Source organism: Streptomyces sp. NPDC001796 (genome assembly GCF_042892355.1).
In the GTDB taxonomy this organism is placed as follows: Bacteria; Actinomycetota; Actinomycetes; order Streptomycetales; family Streptomycetaceae; genus Streptomyces.
Genome location: NZ_JBIAUC010000023.1, coordinates 44669 through 60327, shown reverse-complemented (window position 1 = coordinate 60327; position 15659 = coordinate 44669). Strand labels below are relative to the sequence as shown.

The following is a 15659-nucleotide window of genomic DNA, read 5'->3' as shown; positions in this document are numbered from 1 at the left end:
TACGGTTGTGGACTTTCCGTGCCTGCGGTCGTGGCTCTGATGCACGCGGTCCCGCCGCGTGCATCACGCGCGGATCCGCGACGCAGCCGCACGGGTGTCACGCCCGGGAAACGGGACCCCGGCCGTCGAGCGCCCCGCGCCAGACGCGTACCGCCTCCGCCGACACCGGTGTCGTCCAGCCGTCCGTTCGGGCCGCCGCGCCGATGTGGAAGGCGTCCACGCCCGCCGCGCGCAGCCGGGGGACGTGGTCCAGGCGGAGGCCGCCGCCGGCCATGAGGCGCTGGGTGTAGCCGGGCTCGCCGCGCCGGGCGGCCTCGGTGAGGAGGGTGGGCAGGCCGTCGTCCACGCCGCCCGGCGAGCCCGCCGTGAGGTAGGTGTCCAGGCCGGGCACCTCGGCGAGCTGCTTGCGCAGGGCGTCGCGGTCGGCGGCGCGGTCGATCGCGCGGTGGAAGGTCCAGCGGCAGCCGTCCAGTTCCCCGGCCAGCCGCTCCACGGCGTCGAGGTCGGGCCCGCCGTCCTCCCCGAGGAACCCGAGCACGAACTCCTCGGCGCCGGCGGCACGCAGCTCCCGTGCGGCCCGTACGAGCGCCTCGACGTCACCGGCCGCGAACCCGTCCCCGAGGCGGAGCATCACACGCAGGGAGATGTCCACGGCGGCGCGGATCCCGGCGAAGGCCGCGACGGGCGGAGTGAGCCCGTCGGAGGCCATGTCGGTGACCAGCTCGAGGCGGTCCGCGCCTCCGGCCTGGGCGGCGACCGCGTCCTCGACGTCGAGGGCGATCACCTCCAGGACTGCACGCGTGCTCATAGGACCCCTTCCGTCGGTGTTCCCGTGGAGCGGCTACAGGTCTAGTCCAATCCAAGGGTACGACGACGGCCACGGGTGCCGCGAGAAGGGCACCGGTCGGCGTCCTCAGCCGAAGAGGTTCAGCTCCCTCTCCTCGACCCCCGCCAGCTCGTACCGCGCCCCGCCCAGCGGGCGGCCGGAGTAGAGCCGCACCAGCGTGGACGCCTCGCCGATGAACCGGGCGGGCGGGTGCTCCCCGTTCGCGTCGCCCAGGAGCAGGGGCTCGTCGAGGTCGTCGAGGTCCGCGTGGAGCGGGACGTGCCCCTTCTCCCGGGACACGCGGGCGAGCAGGGTGAGCGCGTACTGCAGCCCGTCGCCGGCGTACGCCCCCGGCTCCCCGAACGCCTCCCGCACGTCCCCGCCGTGCACCCACTCCCCGAGCGCGACCATGTCGAGCACCCCGCCCGCCTTCGCGATCGCGGCGCCCGCCCCTGTCATGCCGCGCTCCAGTTCGTCGACGACCTGGGCGTTGGTCCAGCCGGCGCGCTCGGCGATGTCGCGGTCGTTCGACTCGGGGCTGAACACGCCCTTCTCGAAACGGCTCTCCACCACCCGCGTCAGGGCGGCCGAACAGTGCGCGAGGACGTGCCGCACGGTCCACCCCGGACACGCGGCGGTCGGCAGCGCGAAGTCCGCGTCCGGACGGGAGCGCAGCAGCGGGATCAGCGCGTCGCGCTCGGTGGCCAGCAGCAGGCCGGGCAGTTCGGGGTCTAGTACGTCGTCGTGCAGGTCTGCATTCGTCATGCGCCCCACGCTAGGTGCCCACCGGCGAACAGGGGAGAATGCCCCCATGACCGACCTCGACGCGTTGCGTGAGAGCTGGCGGCGCACCCTGCTCACGGTGCGGGGCGGTGCGGAGCGGCCCGACCCCGCGCCCTACGCCGACAACCTGCTGCGCCGCTGGTCGGAGCCGCAGCGCCGGTACCACACGGTGGAGCACCTGGCAGCGGTCCTCGACCGTGTCGACGTCCTCGAGCAGTACGCGGACGACCCGGACGCGGTGCGCCTCGCGGCCTGGTTCCACGACGCGGTGTACCTGCCGGAGCGGTCGGAGAACGAGGAGCGCTCGGCGCGTCTGGCCGAGCGCGCGCTGCCGGAGGCGGGGGTGTCCGGGGAGAGGACCGCCGAGGTCGCCCGTCTGGTGCGCCTCACCGTCACCCACGACCCCGCCGACGACGACCTCAACGGCCAGGTCCTGTGCGACGCGGACCTCGCGATCCTCGCCTCGCCCCCGTCGGCGTACGCCGCCTACACCGCGGCCGTCCGCGAGGAGTACCACTTCGTGCCCAGCGAGGCGTTCGGCGAGGGCCGCACGGCCGTCCTGCGCCGACTCCTCGATCTGCCACGGCTGTTCCGCACCGCGTACGGGCGGGAGAAGTGGGAGGCGACGGCCCGTTACAACATCACCTCCGAGCTGGAAATGCTGTCGATCCGATGAGCGTCGCGCCCGTACGCTGCCCCGCATGCGGAGCATGGGCGGGCAACGGGTGACGGAAGCCGTCGCGGGGGCCGTGGCACTGCTGCGGACGGTGGCGGACCGGGACTGGGACGGGGTGAAGGCGGGGCGGCTCACCTGGAGTTGCCGCCTGACGGCGTTCCACGTCGCCGAGGGCCTCATCGCGTACGCCGGGCAGTTGGCGGGGCGCGCGCAGGACGAGTACGTCCCCTTCGAGATCACCCTCGACGAGGGCACCGACAACTCCGGCCTGCTGCAGGTGATCGGGACGACGGGCGCGCTGCTCGCCGCCACCGTCGCCAGCACGCCCCGCGAGGTGCGCGCCTTCCACCCGTGCCCGTTCCGCAGCGCGGACCGCGAGGGGTTCGCGGCGATGGGCATCGCCGAGGTAGTGCTGCACACGCACGACATCGCCGAGGGCCTCGGGCTCGCCTACGCCCCGCCCGCCGAGCTGTGCGAGGACCTGCTCATGCGCCTCTTCCCGCATGTGCGGCCGGGCCCCGAGCCCTGGCCGACGCTCCTGTGGGCCACGGGCCGTGGCGATCTGCCCGGGCGTGAGCCCGTCACCGAGTGGCGCTGGAGCAACAACCTGGTCATCCCCACCGAGCGTCTCACCCTTCAGGGCGTCACCCCGGCGGCCGCCACCGATCTGCGCATGGGCGGCACCGGAGGCTTCGAGTGGCTCGACGGCGAGCCCTTCGAGGGCACACGGGAAGCCGCCGGGATGCTCGTGAAGGCGTACGAGGCCGGGGTGCACCGGCCGGAGTGGGGCGTCTTCGTGCTCGTGCGGAGTCAGGACGGGCGTGCGGTCGGGAGCATGGGCTTCCACGGAGCCCCGGACGAGGAGGGACGCGCGGAGGTCGGCTACGACCTGGTGGAGGGCGCCCGCGGCCACGGCTACGCGACCGAGGCGCTGCGCTCCCTCGCCGCGTGGGCCCTGGCCAGTGACGATGTCGGCACGCTGTTCGCCACCGTCGAGCGGGCCAACGTCCCGTCGCAGGGCGTTGTCACCCGGGCCGGGTTCACCCGGGTGAGTGAGGACGAGCAGACGTACGCGTACGCGCTGCACCGCTGAGCCCCTGCTCGCGGCCCTTGCGCCGGCGCAGTCCGGACGCGTGCAGCAGCCGCACCACCTCGCGGCTGGAGACCTCCACCGCTCCGGCGGCCACGACGTCCGCGTACCGGTGCGAGGGGATGTCGTAGTGGTCGCGTTCGAAGGCGCGGCGCGGCACGTCCAGCTTCCCGGCGAACGCGTGGAGTTCGTCGTACGAGACGTCGCTGATCAGATGCGACCACAGACGGCCGTGCCCAGGCCAGGCGGGAGGGTCGATGTAGACCGTCACGAGGACGTCATCCCGCCCGTCGCCCTCCCGAGCGAGCCCACCGCCGCGACCTTCACACCGGCTTTTGAACACACCCAGTGCGGGTTCGGCCCGAGTTCCGGCTCGACGTCGAGGGCGTGCGGGTCACCGGAGCCGCAGACCGGGCACAGCGGCCAGCGGCCGTACCGCTCCAGGAGCGCGTCCTGGACGTCCTGCGCGACCAGGCCCGCCACGTAGTCGGCGCCGTCCGGCCACTGCTCGACCCACCATCGCCGCTGGGACACGGAGTCCTCGACGAGTGAAACCACGTCCGCCTGGGCGACCTCGCCCGTGACCAGGTCGGCGAGCACCAGGGCGCGCGCCGCGTGCAGGGCTTGCTCCAGGGGGCTGATGGGGTCCATGCCCCTATTGTGCGCACTCTTGACCGGACGGCCGAATCGAAAATAGCTTTCAGATGTGAGCCGCAATGTGAAGGAAATTTTCGCAGGGCCGGTGGGCCCGGGGGTGCCACCCGCCCCCGCCGCCCTCGCCGCCAAGGTGCGCACCCTCGCACCGTCCATGACCCGGTCCATGCAGCGCGTCGCCGAGGCCGTCGCCGGGGACCCGGCCGGCTGCGCGGCGCTCACGGTCACCGGGCTCGCCGAACTGACCGGCACCAGCGAGGCCACCGTCGTCCGCACCGCCCGCCTGCTCGGCTACCCCGGCTACCGGGACCTGCGGCTCGCCCTCGCCGGCCTCGCCGCCCAACAGCAGTCGGGCCGCGCCCCGTCCGTCACCGCGGACATCGCGGTCGACGACCCCATCGCCGACGTCGTCGCCAAGCTCGCCCACGACGAACAGCAGACCCTCGCCGACACGGCGGCCGGACTCGACACCGTGCAGCTCGGCGCCGCCGTCGCCGCACTCGCCGCCGCCCGCCGCATCGACGTCTACGGCATAGGCGCCTCCGGGCTCGTCGCCCAGGACCTGGTGCAGAAGCTGCTGCGGATAGGCCTCATAGCCCACGCGCACAGCGACCCGCACCTCGCCGTCACCAACGCCGTGCAGCTGCGCGCCAAGGACGTGGCGATCGCCATCACGCACTCCGGCTCCACCGGCGACGTCATCGAACCGCTGCGCGTCGCCTTCGAGCACGGCGCGACCACCGTCGCGATCACCGGCCGCCCCGACGGCCCGGTGTCGCAGTACGCCGACCACGTCCTGACCACGTCCACGGCCCGCGAGAGCGAGCTGCGCCCGGCCGCGATGTCGTCGCGCACCAGCCAACTCCTCGTGGTCGACTGCCTGTTCGTGGGAGTGGCGCAACGGACGTACGAGACGGCGGCGCCGGCGCTGGCCGCCTCGTACGAGGCGTTGGCGCACCGTCACCGCCCACGGGGCGGAACGAAGCGCTAGGCCCTTCCGTCCTCCTCCCAGAGCAGTGCCGCACCGGAAACGAGTCACCCTCATGACCTCCTCGTCCCACCCCCGCGATCTCCGCGCCGAGCTGGAGACGCTGACCACCGAGGCGTTCCGTCCCGAGCTGGCCGAGATCGACCGGCTGCCGACGCTGGAGATCGCGAAGCTGATGAACGGCGAGGACGCGACCGTGCCCGCCGCGGTCGCCGCGCGGCTGCCGCAGATCGCCGCCGCGATCGACGCCATCGCCGAGCGGATGGGCCGCGGCGGCCGGCTCGTCTACGCGGGCGCGGGGACCGCCGGGCGGCTCGGCGTCCTGGACGCGTCCGAGTGCCCGCCGACCTTCGACACGGACCCATCCCAGGTCGTGGGCCTGATCGCGGGCGGCGCGGGTGCCATGGTGACGTCGGTCGAAGGCGCGGAGGACTCCAGGGAGCTGGCGGCGCAGGATCTCGACGCGCTGGAGCTGACGGAGCGTGACACGGTGGTCGGCGTCTCGGCGTCCGGGCGCACGCCCTACGCGGTCGGCGCGGTGGAGCACGCGCGGGCGCGGGGCGCGCTGACGGTCGGCCTGTCCTGCAACGCGGACAGCGCGCTCGCGGCCGCCGCCGACCACGGCATCGAGATCGTGGTCGGCCCGGAACTGCTGACCGGCTCGACCCGGTTGAAGGCGGGCACGGCGCAGAAGCTGGTCCTCAACATGCTCTCGACGATCACGATGATCCGCCTCGGCAAGACCTACGGGAACCTGATGGTGGACGTCCGTGCGTCCAACGACAAGCTGCGCGCCCGCTCCCACCGCATCGTGGCGCTGGCGACCGGCGCGACGGACGAGGAGATCGAGCGTGCCCTCGCGGCCACGGGCGGCGAGGTCAAGAACGCGATCCTCACCATCCTGGGCGGCGTGGACGGCCCGACGGCGAAACGTCTCCTCGCTCAGAGCGGAGGACATCTGCGCGCGGCACTGGAGAAGTCGGCCGGCTGAGCCACCTTTCGGTGGAGAGCGGCGGAGGTTTCCGCGCGGCGCCCACCTCGGCGCTCCCAGGCGCCGCACCCTCGACCCGTGCCCAGTACCTCACACGCCGCCACCGCCGCCGCGCTGCTCCCCATGGTCGGCGGCCCCGAGAACGTCACCTCCGTCGCCCACTGCATGACCCGACTGCGGCTGGGCCTGGCCGACCGCTCCCTCGTCGACGAGGACGCCTTGCGCGGGCTGCCCGAGGTGCTGGGAGTGGTGGACGACGACACGTACCAGATCGTGCTCGGGCCGGGAAAGGCCGCCCAGGTCACAGCGGAGTTCGAGGCCCTCGTCCGCGCGAGCGCCGATGAACCGGCTGCCCGGGGCGCCGCGTTGGAGGAGGCCCGGCGACAGCGCAACGCCACCCCCGGCAAGATCCTCCTGCGCCGCGTGGCGAACGTCTTCGTGCCGCTGATCCCCGCTCTCATCGGCTGCGGCGTCATCGCGGGCGTGACGGGCCTGCTCCTCAACCTGCGCCTGCTGCCGTCCCTCACCCCCGCCCTCACCGCCCTCGCCTCCGCCTTCATGGCTCTGATCGCGGTCTTCGTGGGCCACAACACCGCGAAGGAGTTCGGCGGCACGCCGGTGCTGGGCGGCGCGGTGGCCGCAGTCGTGGTCTACCCGGGGGTCGCCAAGGTCACCGTGCTCGGGACGGCCCTCGCCCCCGGCCAGGGCGGGGTGCTGGGCGCCCTGGCCGCCGCGCTCCTCGCGACGTGCGTCGAGAAGTGGTGCCGCACCTGGGTCCCGGCCACCCTGGACGTCCTGCTGACCCCGACGCTCACGGTCCTGGTCCCCGGCCTGGTGACGCTCTACGTCCTGATGTACGCGGCCGGAGCGGCGGCGAGCGCCATCGGCACGGCGGCGAACTGGCTCCTGTCGACGACGGGCGCGGCAGCGGGCCTGGTCCTCGGCGGCCTGTTCCTCCCTCTGGTGATGCTGGGTCTGCACCAGGCCCTGATCCCGATCCACACCACCCTCATCGAACAGCAGGGCTCCACAGTCCTGCTCCCCCTCCTGGCGATGGCGGGCGCGGGCCAGGTGGGCGCGGCCCTGGCGGTCTACGTCCGCCTCCGCCACGACCTGTCCCTCCGTACGACGATCAAGTCCGCCCTCCCGGCGGGCCTGCTGGGCGTGGGCGAGCCCCTGATCTACGGGGTCTCGCTACCGCTCGGCCGCCCGTTCCTCACGGCGTGCGTCGGCGGTGCGGCGGGCGGAGCCTTCGTCGGCGGCTTCGCGATGCTCGGCTACAGGGTGGGCGCGACGGCGATCGGACCGTCCGGGTGGGCGCTGTTCCCGCTGCTGGCGGGAAACAGGGGCCCTGGGGTGACGGCGGCGATCTACGGGGGCGGACTCCTGACCGGCTATCTGGTGGGTTTCTTGACGACGTACGCGTTCGGCTTCGCGCGGCGGGCGTAGCCCGTCACATGCGAGGCGCGACCACTCGCGGGCTGCTCCGGGTGTGCGGTGCGCGGAGTGCAACAGTTCTCGGGAAACTGTCGCACTCCGCGCGGGCACCCGGTGGGCGTCGACGGCGCGCCCGAGCACCGGTTCACGGCACCCGTGAGTCCCGTGCCCCCACGGCCCGAAGCTCGTGTTCCGGGCAGAGACCTGGTCGGCGTCGCGCCGCTGCGCGAGTTCCTCGACCGTGCCGGAGGCCCGGAAGAAGCCGCGTTCGGGCCGCCTGACAGACAAGCTCCCGCCCCAGCCGCTGCCGCCGGCACGGCCGGCTCACCGCCGTCCGTCTTGTCCTCCGGCTCCCGGCTGCCGGGCCGCGTCGCTGCGGCGGCGGTGGTGCAGGTGGCGGGCGCCGAGGATCAGGATCAGCACGGCCATGGCGATCAGCACGTACAGCTCGTAGCGCTGGATCGCCGGATACAGCGTGTCCAGGTGGGCGCCGGCCAGGCCGCCGAACGTGACCCAGGCGCCGACCCACAGGGCCGCGCCCAGAGCGTTGAAGACCAGGAAACGGCGCCAGGGCATTCCGGCCATCCCGGCGATGATCCCGTTCGCCTGGCGCAGGCCCTCGACGAACCTGGCGACGGTGACCACCTTGCCGCCGTGCCGGGTGAAGAAGCCTTCCGCCTTCTCGACGCGGGCCGGCGTGAGCAGCACGTAACGGCCGTAGCGCTCGACGAGCCGGTGGCCGCCGAAGCGGCCGATGGCGTAGCCGACGTTGTCGCCGAGCACCGCGGCGCAGAAGGCGATGACCGCCACCAGGACGATGTTCAGCCGGCCGGCGCCCGCGTAGACGGCGGCGACGATCAGGACCGTCTCGCCGGGCACGGGCACGCCGAAGTCCTCGATGAACACCAGGCCGGCGACCGCCAGGTAGCCCCAGTGGTCCAGGACCGGGGCGACGTCCGCCAGGACTCCGGGAAGCGGGGGCTGTGTCATCGGCGGTCTCCCGTGCGGCTGGGCATGAGCTGTCGGCACCGGATTCCATGGTCCTGCACGCCCGCGCGTCCCGGGCCGGCGGTCGTCACGGCTCCGTGGCGACGAGCTGGTCCACCAGGCGGCGCGCCTGGGTCAGCAGGGTGCCGTAGGTGGCGACCTGGCCGGGGTCGTCCGGTACCGAGCGGGACAGGTGCCGGCGCAGTTCTTCGTGCGTGTCGCGCAGGGTCCGCACGGCTTCCCGCAGCTCGTGGTCGTCCCGGCTGCCGAAGCGGCTCTGGCAGTAGAGCTGGAGCGCCTGCGCGGTCCGGTGCAGGAAGTCCGCGTAGCGGCGGGCGGCGGAGGGGCCCGGCCGGGCCACCGGGCGGTCCTCGGACGCGGCCTCCAGGACCGCCCGGGTGACACCGGCGGTGTGCACGGCGGCGTAGTCCAGGACCACGACCGCGTCGTCGTAGTCCTTGCCCGGTACGGAGTGGGCGCGCGAGCGGCGGAGGTTGACGCGCATGCTCTCCCGGCTCCAGCCGATCGCGGAGCGGGCCTGGTCCACCAGGCGTTCCAGGCGCAGCGCGCGCTCGTGCCAGGTGGCGGCCTCGTCGGCGTCCCACCGGTCCTCGGCCATCCCGTCGGCCACCGCCTCGAGGATGTCGTGGGCCTCCCCGGCGGCGTCCTGGAGGGCCGCACGGCTGTCGCGCAGATACACCGGGGGCCGGATCAACGCGTTGACGATGATCCCGACCAGCGCACCGAAGACCGCCTCGGCGATCCGGGCGGCCGAAGTGGCGACGGTGACCTGCCCGTTGGTCAGGACGAACAGGGCGCCGGTGGCCGCGTAGATGCCCTGGCTGCCCAGGCGCTGCCAGTGGCCCAGCAGCACCACCGTGGGCAGCACCAGCGCCATGGCGGTCATCGCGCTGTGCAGCAGCAGGGCCGCCGCCGTGGCCACGACCGTGCCGGTGGCGATCGCCGCGAGCTGCTGCAGCCCGTGCGCGATCGACCGGTACACGGTCGACTCCACCAGGACGACCGCCACCCAGGGCGCCACGAAGGCCACCGGGGCCTTCAGCCACCAGCCCGCCACGGCCCAGGCCACCCAGGCGGCCAGCGCCGCCTTCAGCGCCTGGACGACGATGTCCCGCTCCCGGCCCGGTCCCTCGCAGGCCCGCAGCACCGCCTGGCCGGCCGTCTGCAGCCAGTGCCACACCGGCTGGATCGCCGTACGCTTCCCTCTCATGGCACACCAGGTGCCACGGGGCACGCGATGAATGCCCCTTCGGCCGCAGGTGACCTGCGGTGGCCGGTTCCCGGAGCGGGTACCGGCTCAGCGCAGCAGCGGCAGCGCCGGGAACTCGTAGCCCTCCCAGATGCGCCGCGACGCCTCCTCCGGATACGCCGTGACCGTCGGCTCCACGTCCAGCACCTGCACCAGCCGGCGCTCGGTGTCGTACGCCGGCCAGCCCGGGTCGCCCGTCCTCGCGAACGTCGTCCAGGCCGCGCGGAAGCGGGAGGCCAGCGCCTCGGCCTCCGGGCCGGGCCCCGCGTCCGCGAACAGCAGGGAGCCGAGGTCCGCCGTGAACGTGCCGAACAGCAGCGGGACGTCGAGACCGTGGCAGGCGCGCAGGACGCCTCCGTTGCCCGGGGCGGGCCAGGTCAGTTCGTACGCGTACGCCCGGCCGCCCCCGGCCACCTGCGCCTCGGCCAGGTGCAGGGTGGGCATGCGGAAGAGCCAGTCGGACTGGATCCGTTCGTACAGCTCGTCGGGCGTGGCGTCGGGGAACGCGGCGCGGTAGGCGGCCTCGCCGTCCGGACCCGGGGCGAACAGGCGCAACGCTCCTGTCACCTGCTCGTCGGTGATCCGGCCGAGCATGCCGCCGAGGATCAGGAAGAGCTGGTACTCCTCCCGGTTGTGCCCGGTGATCAGCTCGACGTCCCGGCCCGCGCCGCCCGCCAGCGCCCGCCAGGGTGTGGTGGGCAGCACCTCGCCGTCGACGACCGGTGAGAAGGGGGTCACCGTGGGTGCGACCTGTCCCCAGCGGTCCTGGTGCTGGAGCATCTTCGCGCTCAGCGCGTGGCCCGCGTCGGTCAGGCGGCGCGGGTCCACGGCCGACAGGTCGGCGGCCGTGGGGCGCAGGCCCGCCTCCGCGGCGATGGCGGTCGCGAGGCCGCGGGCCAGTTCGTCGGAGAAGTAGGTGCACGGCACGCTCTGGGCGATCGCCCGCCGGAAAAGCCCGGCCGCGCGGGGCATGGCCAGCAGCGCGGCGACCGAGCCGGCGCCCGCCGACTCGCCGAAGACGGTGACCTGCTCCGGGTCGCCGCCGAAGGCCTCGATGTTGTCCCGCACCCACTCCAGGGCCGCGACCTGGTCCAGCAGCCCGCGGTTGGCGGGGGCGCCCTCGAGGCGGGCGAAGCCCTCGATGCCCACGCGGTAGTTGAAGGTGACGACGACGAGGTCGCCGTCGCGGGCGATGTGCCGGGCGTCGTAGCCGGGGCTGCCCGCGTGGCCGAGCTTGTAGGCGCCGCCGTAGATCCACACCATCACGGGACGGCGGGAGGCCGGATCCGGATCGGGCGTCCAGACGTTGACGGTCAGCCAGTCGTCGCCGAAGGACGCGTCCAGGACGCCGGTACGGCCCATGAAGGCCGTCTCCTGCGGGGGCGGCGGCCCGAACGCGTACGCCTCCCGTGTGCCCTCCCAGGCCCGTACCGGGCGGGGCGCCCGGAAGCGCTCCTCCCCCACCGGCGGCTCGGCGAACGGTATGCCGCGGAACACCGCGAGCCCGTCCTCCCTGCGCCCGCGCACCGCGCCGGTCGCGGTGCGCACCACGGGCCCGGTCTCGTCGTCGGTGCTCGGCGTACGGGATTCGGCTGTCGTCATCGTGTGACCTCCAACTTGTCGCCGGTACGGCCCCTCTTCCGGGTGCCGGTGGAACACCTGGTGCACGGGCGGCCGGGCGGCCGCCGCCCGCACCAGCGGGACCGCGACCGCCCGACCTGACGATCAGTCGGACTTTACGCCTTGGCCTCGGAGACCTCCGCGTGCCCGGCCGGACCCTCCACCGCGGGCGGCGTCTGCCCGGCGGCCGGACGCCGGCGCGGAATGAAGGAGGCGACGGCGAAGGCGAGGAGCGCGGCACCGGCCCCGATGGCCAGGACGGTACGGAAGCCGTCCTGGGAGGGCAGGGTGACGGGCCCCAGGGTCTTGGTCATGTTGGCGAGAATCACGCCGGCGACCGCGCTCGCGGTGGAGGTGCCGATGGACCGCATCAGCGTGTTGAGGCTGTTGGCGGCACCGGTCTCGGACGCGGGCACGGCGCCCATGATCAGCGCGGGCACGGAGCCGTAGGTGAAGCCGATGCCGGCGCCGATGACGCAGGAGACCAGGACGAAGTGCCAGACCTGGTCCATCAGCACGATGTTCAGCACGTAGCCGGCGGCCACGATCAGGGCGCCGATCATCAGGGTCGTCTTCGGCCCCCGGGCCTTGGAGACGGCAGCGGAGATCGGTGCCACGGCCATCATCACCAGGCCGGACGGCGCCATGACCAGGCCTGCGGTGAGCAGGGACTTGCCGAGGCCGTAGCCGGTCGCCGTGGGCAGCTGCAGGAGCTGGGGCAGGACCAGCGACATCGCGAACATCGCGAAGCCGATCGCGATGGAGGCGAGGTTCGTCACCAGCACCTGGCGGCGGGCGGTGGTGCGCAGGTCCACCAGCGGCTCCGCGACGCGCAGCTCGAAGAAGCTGCCTCCGTCGGGCATGGGGTCTGCTTGACTTAGGCAACCTTATGCCCATTGATTGACTTAAGCAAGCGAATTCCCGCCGAACCCCCCACGCAGCGACCGCCCATGAGGACGGCCCCCCGCCCCGAAGGGCGAGGGGCCGTCCGTACTCCCCGTTCGTCAGTGCAGGGTCTTCAGCGCCGCCGCGTCATACGCGCCCAGCTCGTCGAAGCGGCCCTGGAGGACCTTCTTCGCCCACTCCGGGTCCTGGAGCAGCGCCCGACCCACCGCCACCAGGTCGAACTCCTCCGACTCCAGTCGGTCCAGAAGGTTGTCGAGGGTCTTGACCGGGGCGCCCTCGCCCTGGAACGCGCGGAGGAAGTCGCCGTCCAGGCCCACCGAACCCACCGTGATCGTCGGCTTGCCGGTGAGCTTCTTCGTCCAGCCGGCGAGGTTGAGGTCCGAGCCCTCGAACTCGGGCAGCCAGTAGCGGCGCGTGGAGGCGTGGAAGGCGTCCACACCCGCCGCGGCGAGCGGCGTGAGGATCGCCTCCAGCTCCTCGGGGCTCTCGGCGAGCCGGGCGGTGTAGTCCTGCTGCTTCCACTGCGAGTAGCGGAAGAGCACCGGGAAGTCGGGGGACACCCGCTCGCGGACCGCCGCGACGATCTCGGCCGCGAACTTGGTGCGGGCCACCGGGTCGCCGCCGTACGCGTCCGTGCGGCGGTTGGTGCCCGCCCAAAGGAACTGGTCGACGAGGTAGCCGTGGGCGCCGTGGATCTCCACGCCGTCGAAGCCGATGCGCTCGGCGTCCGCGGCGGCCTGGGCGAAAGCGTCGATGACGTCGTCCAGGTCCTGCTGGGTCATCGCCTTGCCGGTCGGCTCGGCGCCGGCGGTGACGAGGCCGGACGGTCCGACGGCGGGCGCGTCCGCGAAGGGGGGCTCGCCCTGCTTGCGGACCATGCCGATGTGCCAGAGCTGCGGGACGATCGTGCCACCGGCGGCGTGCACGTCCTCGGCGACCTTGGCCCAGCCCGCGAGCTGCTCCTCGCCGTGGAAGCGCGGGACGCGGTCGCTCTGGCCGGCCGACTCGTGGCCGACGTAGGTGCCCTCGGTGACGATCAGCCCGACGCCGGCGGCGGCGCGGCGGGCGTAGTAGGAGCGCACGTCCTCACCGGGAATGCCGCCCGGGGAGAACATGCGGGTCATCGGCGCCATCACGATCCGGTTCGGGACGGTGAGGCCACCCAGCGCGATCGGGCGGGACAGGATCTGGGCCGCGCGGGAGGCGGGCGTGGTGACGGTCACGGGAGGGGCTCCTCGGGGATCGCTGTGTTAACCGACTGGTATGTGCGCGCGCATTGTTGCAGCTTCTGAAGCAACCGCCTATGCGCTGCCCCACATTCCCGGCCGGTCGGGGCACCCGAGTGATCCCGGACACGCCCGAGGGCGGCACCCCCTGCCACAGACAGGGAGTGCCGCCCTCGTACGGAAGGACTGGTACCGATCCTCGGAAGGATCAGAAGTCCATGTCACCGCCCGGCATGCCGCCACCGGCGGGCGCGGCGGCCTTCTCCGGCTTGTCGGCGATGACGGCCTCGGTGGTGAGGAACAGCGCGGCGATGGAGGCGGCGTTCTGCAGCGCGGAACGGGTCACCTTCGCCGGGTCGATGATGCCCTCGGCGATCATGTCCACGTACTCACCGGTCGCGGCGTTCAGGCCGTGGCCCGGGGTGAGGTTGCGGACCTTCTCCACCACGACGCCGCCCTCGAGGCCGGCGTTGACGGCGATCTGGGTCAGCGGGGCGGTCAGGGCCTTGCGGACGATCTCGGCGCCGACGGCCTCGTCGCCCTCGAGGTCCAGCTTCTCGAAGGAGGTCTGCGCCGCCTGGACCAGAGCCACGCCACCACCGGCGACGATGCCCTCCTCGACGGCCGCCTTCGCGTTGCGGACGGCGTCCTCGATGCGGTGCTTGCGCTCCTTGAGCTCCACCTCGGTCGCGGCACCGGCCTTGATGACGGCCACGCCGCCGGCCAGCTTCGCCAGACGCTCCTGCAGCTTCTCGCGGTCGTAGTCGGAGTCGCTGTTCTCGATCTCGGCGCGGATCTGGTTGACGCGGCCCGAGACCTGGTCGGCGGAGCCGGCGCCGTCGACGATGGTGGTCTCGTCCTTGGTGATGACGACCTTGCGGGCGCGGCCCAGGAGGTCCAGGGTCGCGTTCTCCAGCTTGAGGCCGACCTCCTCGGAGATGACCTCGCCGCCCGTGAGGATGGCGATGTCGCCGAGCATGGCCTTGCGGCGGTCACCGAAGCCCGGGGCCTTGACGGCGACGGACTTGAAGGTGCCGCGGATCTTGTTGACGACCAGGGTCGACAGGGCCTCGCCCTCGACGTCCTCGGCGATGATCAGCAGCGGCTTGCCGGACTGCATGACCTTCTCCAGCAGCGGGAGCAGGTCCTTGACCGAGGAGATCTTGGAGTTGGCGATCAGGATGTACGGGTCGTCGAGGACGGCCTCCATACGCTCCATGTCGGTGGCGAAGTACGCCGAGATGTAGCCCTTGTCGAAGCGCATGCCCTCGGTGAGCTCCAGCTCGAGACCGAAGGTCTGCGACTCCTCGACGGTGATGACGCCTTCCTTGCCGACCTTGTCCATGGCCTCGGCGATCAGCTCGCCGATCTGGGTGTCGGCGGCGGAGATGGAGGCCGTGGAGGCGATCTGCTCCTTGGTCTCGACGTCCTTGGCCTGCTCGAGCAGCGAGGCGGAGACGGCCTCGACGGCCTTCTCGATGCCGCGCTTCAGGGCCATCGGGTTCGCACCGGCGGCCACGTTGCGCAGACCCTCGCGGACCAGCGCCTGGGCGAGCACGGTCGCCGTGGTCGTACCGTCACCGGCGACGTCGTCCGTCTTCTTGGCGACTTCCTTGACCAGCTCGGCGCCGATCTTCTCGTACGGGTCCTCGAGCTCGATCTCCTTGGCGATGGAGACACCGTCGTTGGTGATCGTGGGGGCGCCCCACTTCTTCTCGAGGACGACGTTGCGGCCCTTGGGGCCGAGGGTCACCTTGACGGCGTCCGCGAGCTGGTTCATGCCGCGCTCGAGGCCGCGCCGCGCCTCCTCGTCGAACGCGATGATCTTGGCCATGTGAAGTGGTCCCTCCAGGACTGGGGGTGATTACTTCGGACCGCGCCCGCGCCCGCGACGGACGGCCCCGGCCGGAGGTTCCTTGCCCCACCCGGCCCGCGGCCTCACCGACCCGGTCCTTCTGTTGTCACTCTCACCTTCAGAGTGCTAACGCCAATGATTAGCACTCGCCCCTGCCGAGTGCAAGCCGCTCCGGGGTATCGGAAGGTGAACTCGGGAGCATGATCCGCAGGTGGACGCTGCCGCGCGCCCCCTGGAGAAGCCGTGACCGGACACGGCCGAGGGCCCGTACCCCGGACACGACCGAGGGGCCCGCATCCCGGACGGGATGCGGGCCCCTCGACACGTCGAACAGTTCAGTCGTCGGCGCG

The 15659-nt window shown here is 72.7% G+C and carries 14 protein-coding genes and 1 pseudogene; 5 read left to right on the top strand and 10 right to left on the bottom strand.

Annotated features, from left to right (window positions below):
- Positions 1-97: 97 nt before the first annotated feature.
- Both ACFYZE_RS31455 and ACFYZE_RS31450 read right to left on the bottom strand, forming a co-directional pair.
- Positions 98-808 (bottom strand): copper homeostasis protein CutC, encoded by a 711-nt coding sequence (locus ACFYZE_RS31455; RefSeq protein ID WP_389001520.1) that lies wholly within the window; start codon positions 806-808, stop codon positions 98-100.
- A gap of 105 nt (positions 809-913) precedes the next feature.
- Positions 914-1591, bottom strand: coding sequence for a maleylpyruvate isomerase family mycothiol-dependent enzyme (locus tag ACFYZE_RS31450; protein ID WP_389001517.1), 678 nt, complete (start codon positions 1589-1591; stop codon positions 914-916).
- Positions 1592-1637: 46 nt separating this feature from the next.
- On the opposite strand from ACFYZE_RS31450, the gene ACFYZE_RS31445 reads away from it, so the two are divergent.
- Positions 1638-2285 (top strand): hypothetical protein, encoded by a 648-nt coding sequence (locus ACFYZE_RS31445; protein WP_389001514.1) that lies wholly within the window; start codon positions 1638-1640, stop codon positions 2283-2285.
- A gap of 25 nt (positions 2286-2310) precedes the next feature.
- A complete protein-coding gene (locus ACFYZE_RS31440; protein ID WP_389001511.1) occupies positions 2311-3378 on the top strand; it encodes a GNAT family N-acetyltransferase in 1068 nt (355 codons plus the stop codon).
- On the opposite strand, the gene ACFYZE_RS31435 is transcribed toward ACFYZE_RS31440, so the two are convergent.
- A complete protein-coding gene (locus tag ACFYZE_RS31435) occupies positions 3326-3646 on the bottom strand; it encodes a DUF4031 domain-containing protein (RefSeq protein ID WP_389001508.1) in 321 nt (106 codons plus the stop codon). The genes ACFYZE_RS31440 and ACFYZE_RS31435 overlap by 53 nt on opposite strands.
- On the bottom strand, positions 3643-4026 hold the full coding sequence (locus tag ACFYZE_RS31430; protein ID WP_389001506.1) for a hypothetical protein: 384 nt from the start codon (positions 4024-4026) through the stop codon (positions 3643-3645). The genes ACFYZE_RS31435 and ACFYZE_RS31430 overlap by 4 nt, the downstream gene beginning before the upstream one ends.
- A 55-nt stretch (positions 4027-4081) precedes the next feature.
- On the opposite strand from ACFYZE_RS31430, the gene ACFYZE_RS31425 reads away from it, so the two are divergent.
- The 3 genes from ACFYZE_RS31425 to ACFYZE_RS31415 all read left to right on the top strand — a co-directional run bounded on the left by ACFYZE_RS31425 (position 4082) and on the right by ACFYZE_RS31415 (position 7457).
- Positions 4082-5020, top strand: coding sequence for a MurR/RpiR family transcriptional regulator (locus tag ACFYZE_RS31425; protein WP_389001504.1), 939 nt, complete (start codon positions 4082-4084; stop codon positions 5018-5020).
- 52 nt (positions 5021-5072) lie between these two features.
- Positions 5073-6008: an N-acetylmuramic acid 6-phosphate etherase gene (murQ, locus tag ACFYZE_RS31420; RefSeq protein WP_389001502.1), complete on the top strand. Its 936-nt coding sequence runs from the start codon at positions 5073-5075 to the stop codon at positions 6006-6008.
- Positions 6009-6131: 123 nt separating this feature from the next.
- Entirely contained in the window at positions 6132-7457 is a 1326-nt protein-coding gene (locus tag ACFYZE_RS31415) for a PTS transporter subunit EIIC (RefSeq protein ID WP_389001646.1), read from the top strand.
- Positions 7458-7769: 312 nt separating this feature from the next.
- Here the strand turns inward: ACFYZE_RS31415 and ACFYZE_RS31410 are convergent, their stop codons facing one another.
- The 6 genes and pseudogenes from ACFYZE_RS31410 to groL all read right to left on the bottom strand — a co-directional run bounded on the left by ACFYZE_RS31410 (position 7770) and on the right by groL (position 15288).
- Positions 7770-8435 carry a DedA family protein gene (locus ACFYZE_RS31410; protein ID WP_389001500.1) on the bottom strand — a complete coding sequence of 222 codons (666 nt, stop codon included), beginning with the start codon at positions 8433-8435 and terminating at the stop codon, positions 7770-7772.
- 85 nt (positions 8436-8520) lie between these two features.
- Positions 8521-9663, bottom strand: coding sequence for an aromatic acid exporter family protein (locus tag ACFYZE_RS31405; protein ID WP_389001497.1), 1143 nt, complete (start codon positions 9661-9663; stop codon positions 8521-8523).
- An 87-nt stretch (positions 9664-9750) separates the two neighbouring features.
- Complete coding sequence (locus ACFYZE_RS31400; RefSeq protein WP_389001495.1) at positions 9751-11304, bottom strand: carboxylesterase/lipase family protein; 1554 nt, start codon at positions 11302-11304, stop codon at positions 9751-9753.
- A 134-nt stretch (positions 11305-11438) separates the two neighbouring features.
- Positions 11439-12167, bottom strand: a pseudogene (locus ACFYZE_RS31395) (MFS transporter); the annotation flags it as partial.
- 159 nt (positions 12168-12326) lie between these two features.
- Complete coding sequence (locus tag ACFYZE_RS31390; protein WP_389001493.1) at positions 12327-13451, bottom strand: NADH:flavin oxidoreductase; 1125 nt, start codon at positions 13449-13451, stop codon at positions 12327-12329.
- A 211-nt stretch (positions 13452-13662) separates the two neighbouring features.
- A complete protein-coding gene (gene groL, locus ACFYZE_RS31385) occupies positions 13663-15288 on the bottom strand; it encodes a chaperonin GroEL (protein WP_389001490.1) in 1626 nt (541 codons plus the stop codon).
- Positions 15289-15659 lie beyond the last annotated feature (371 nt).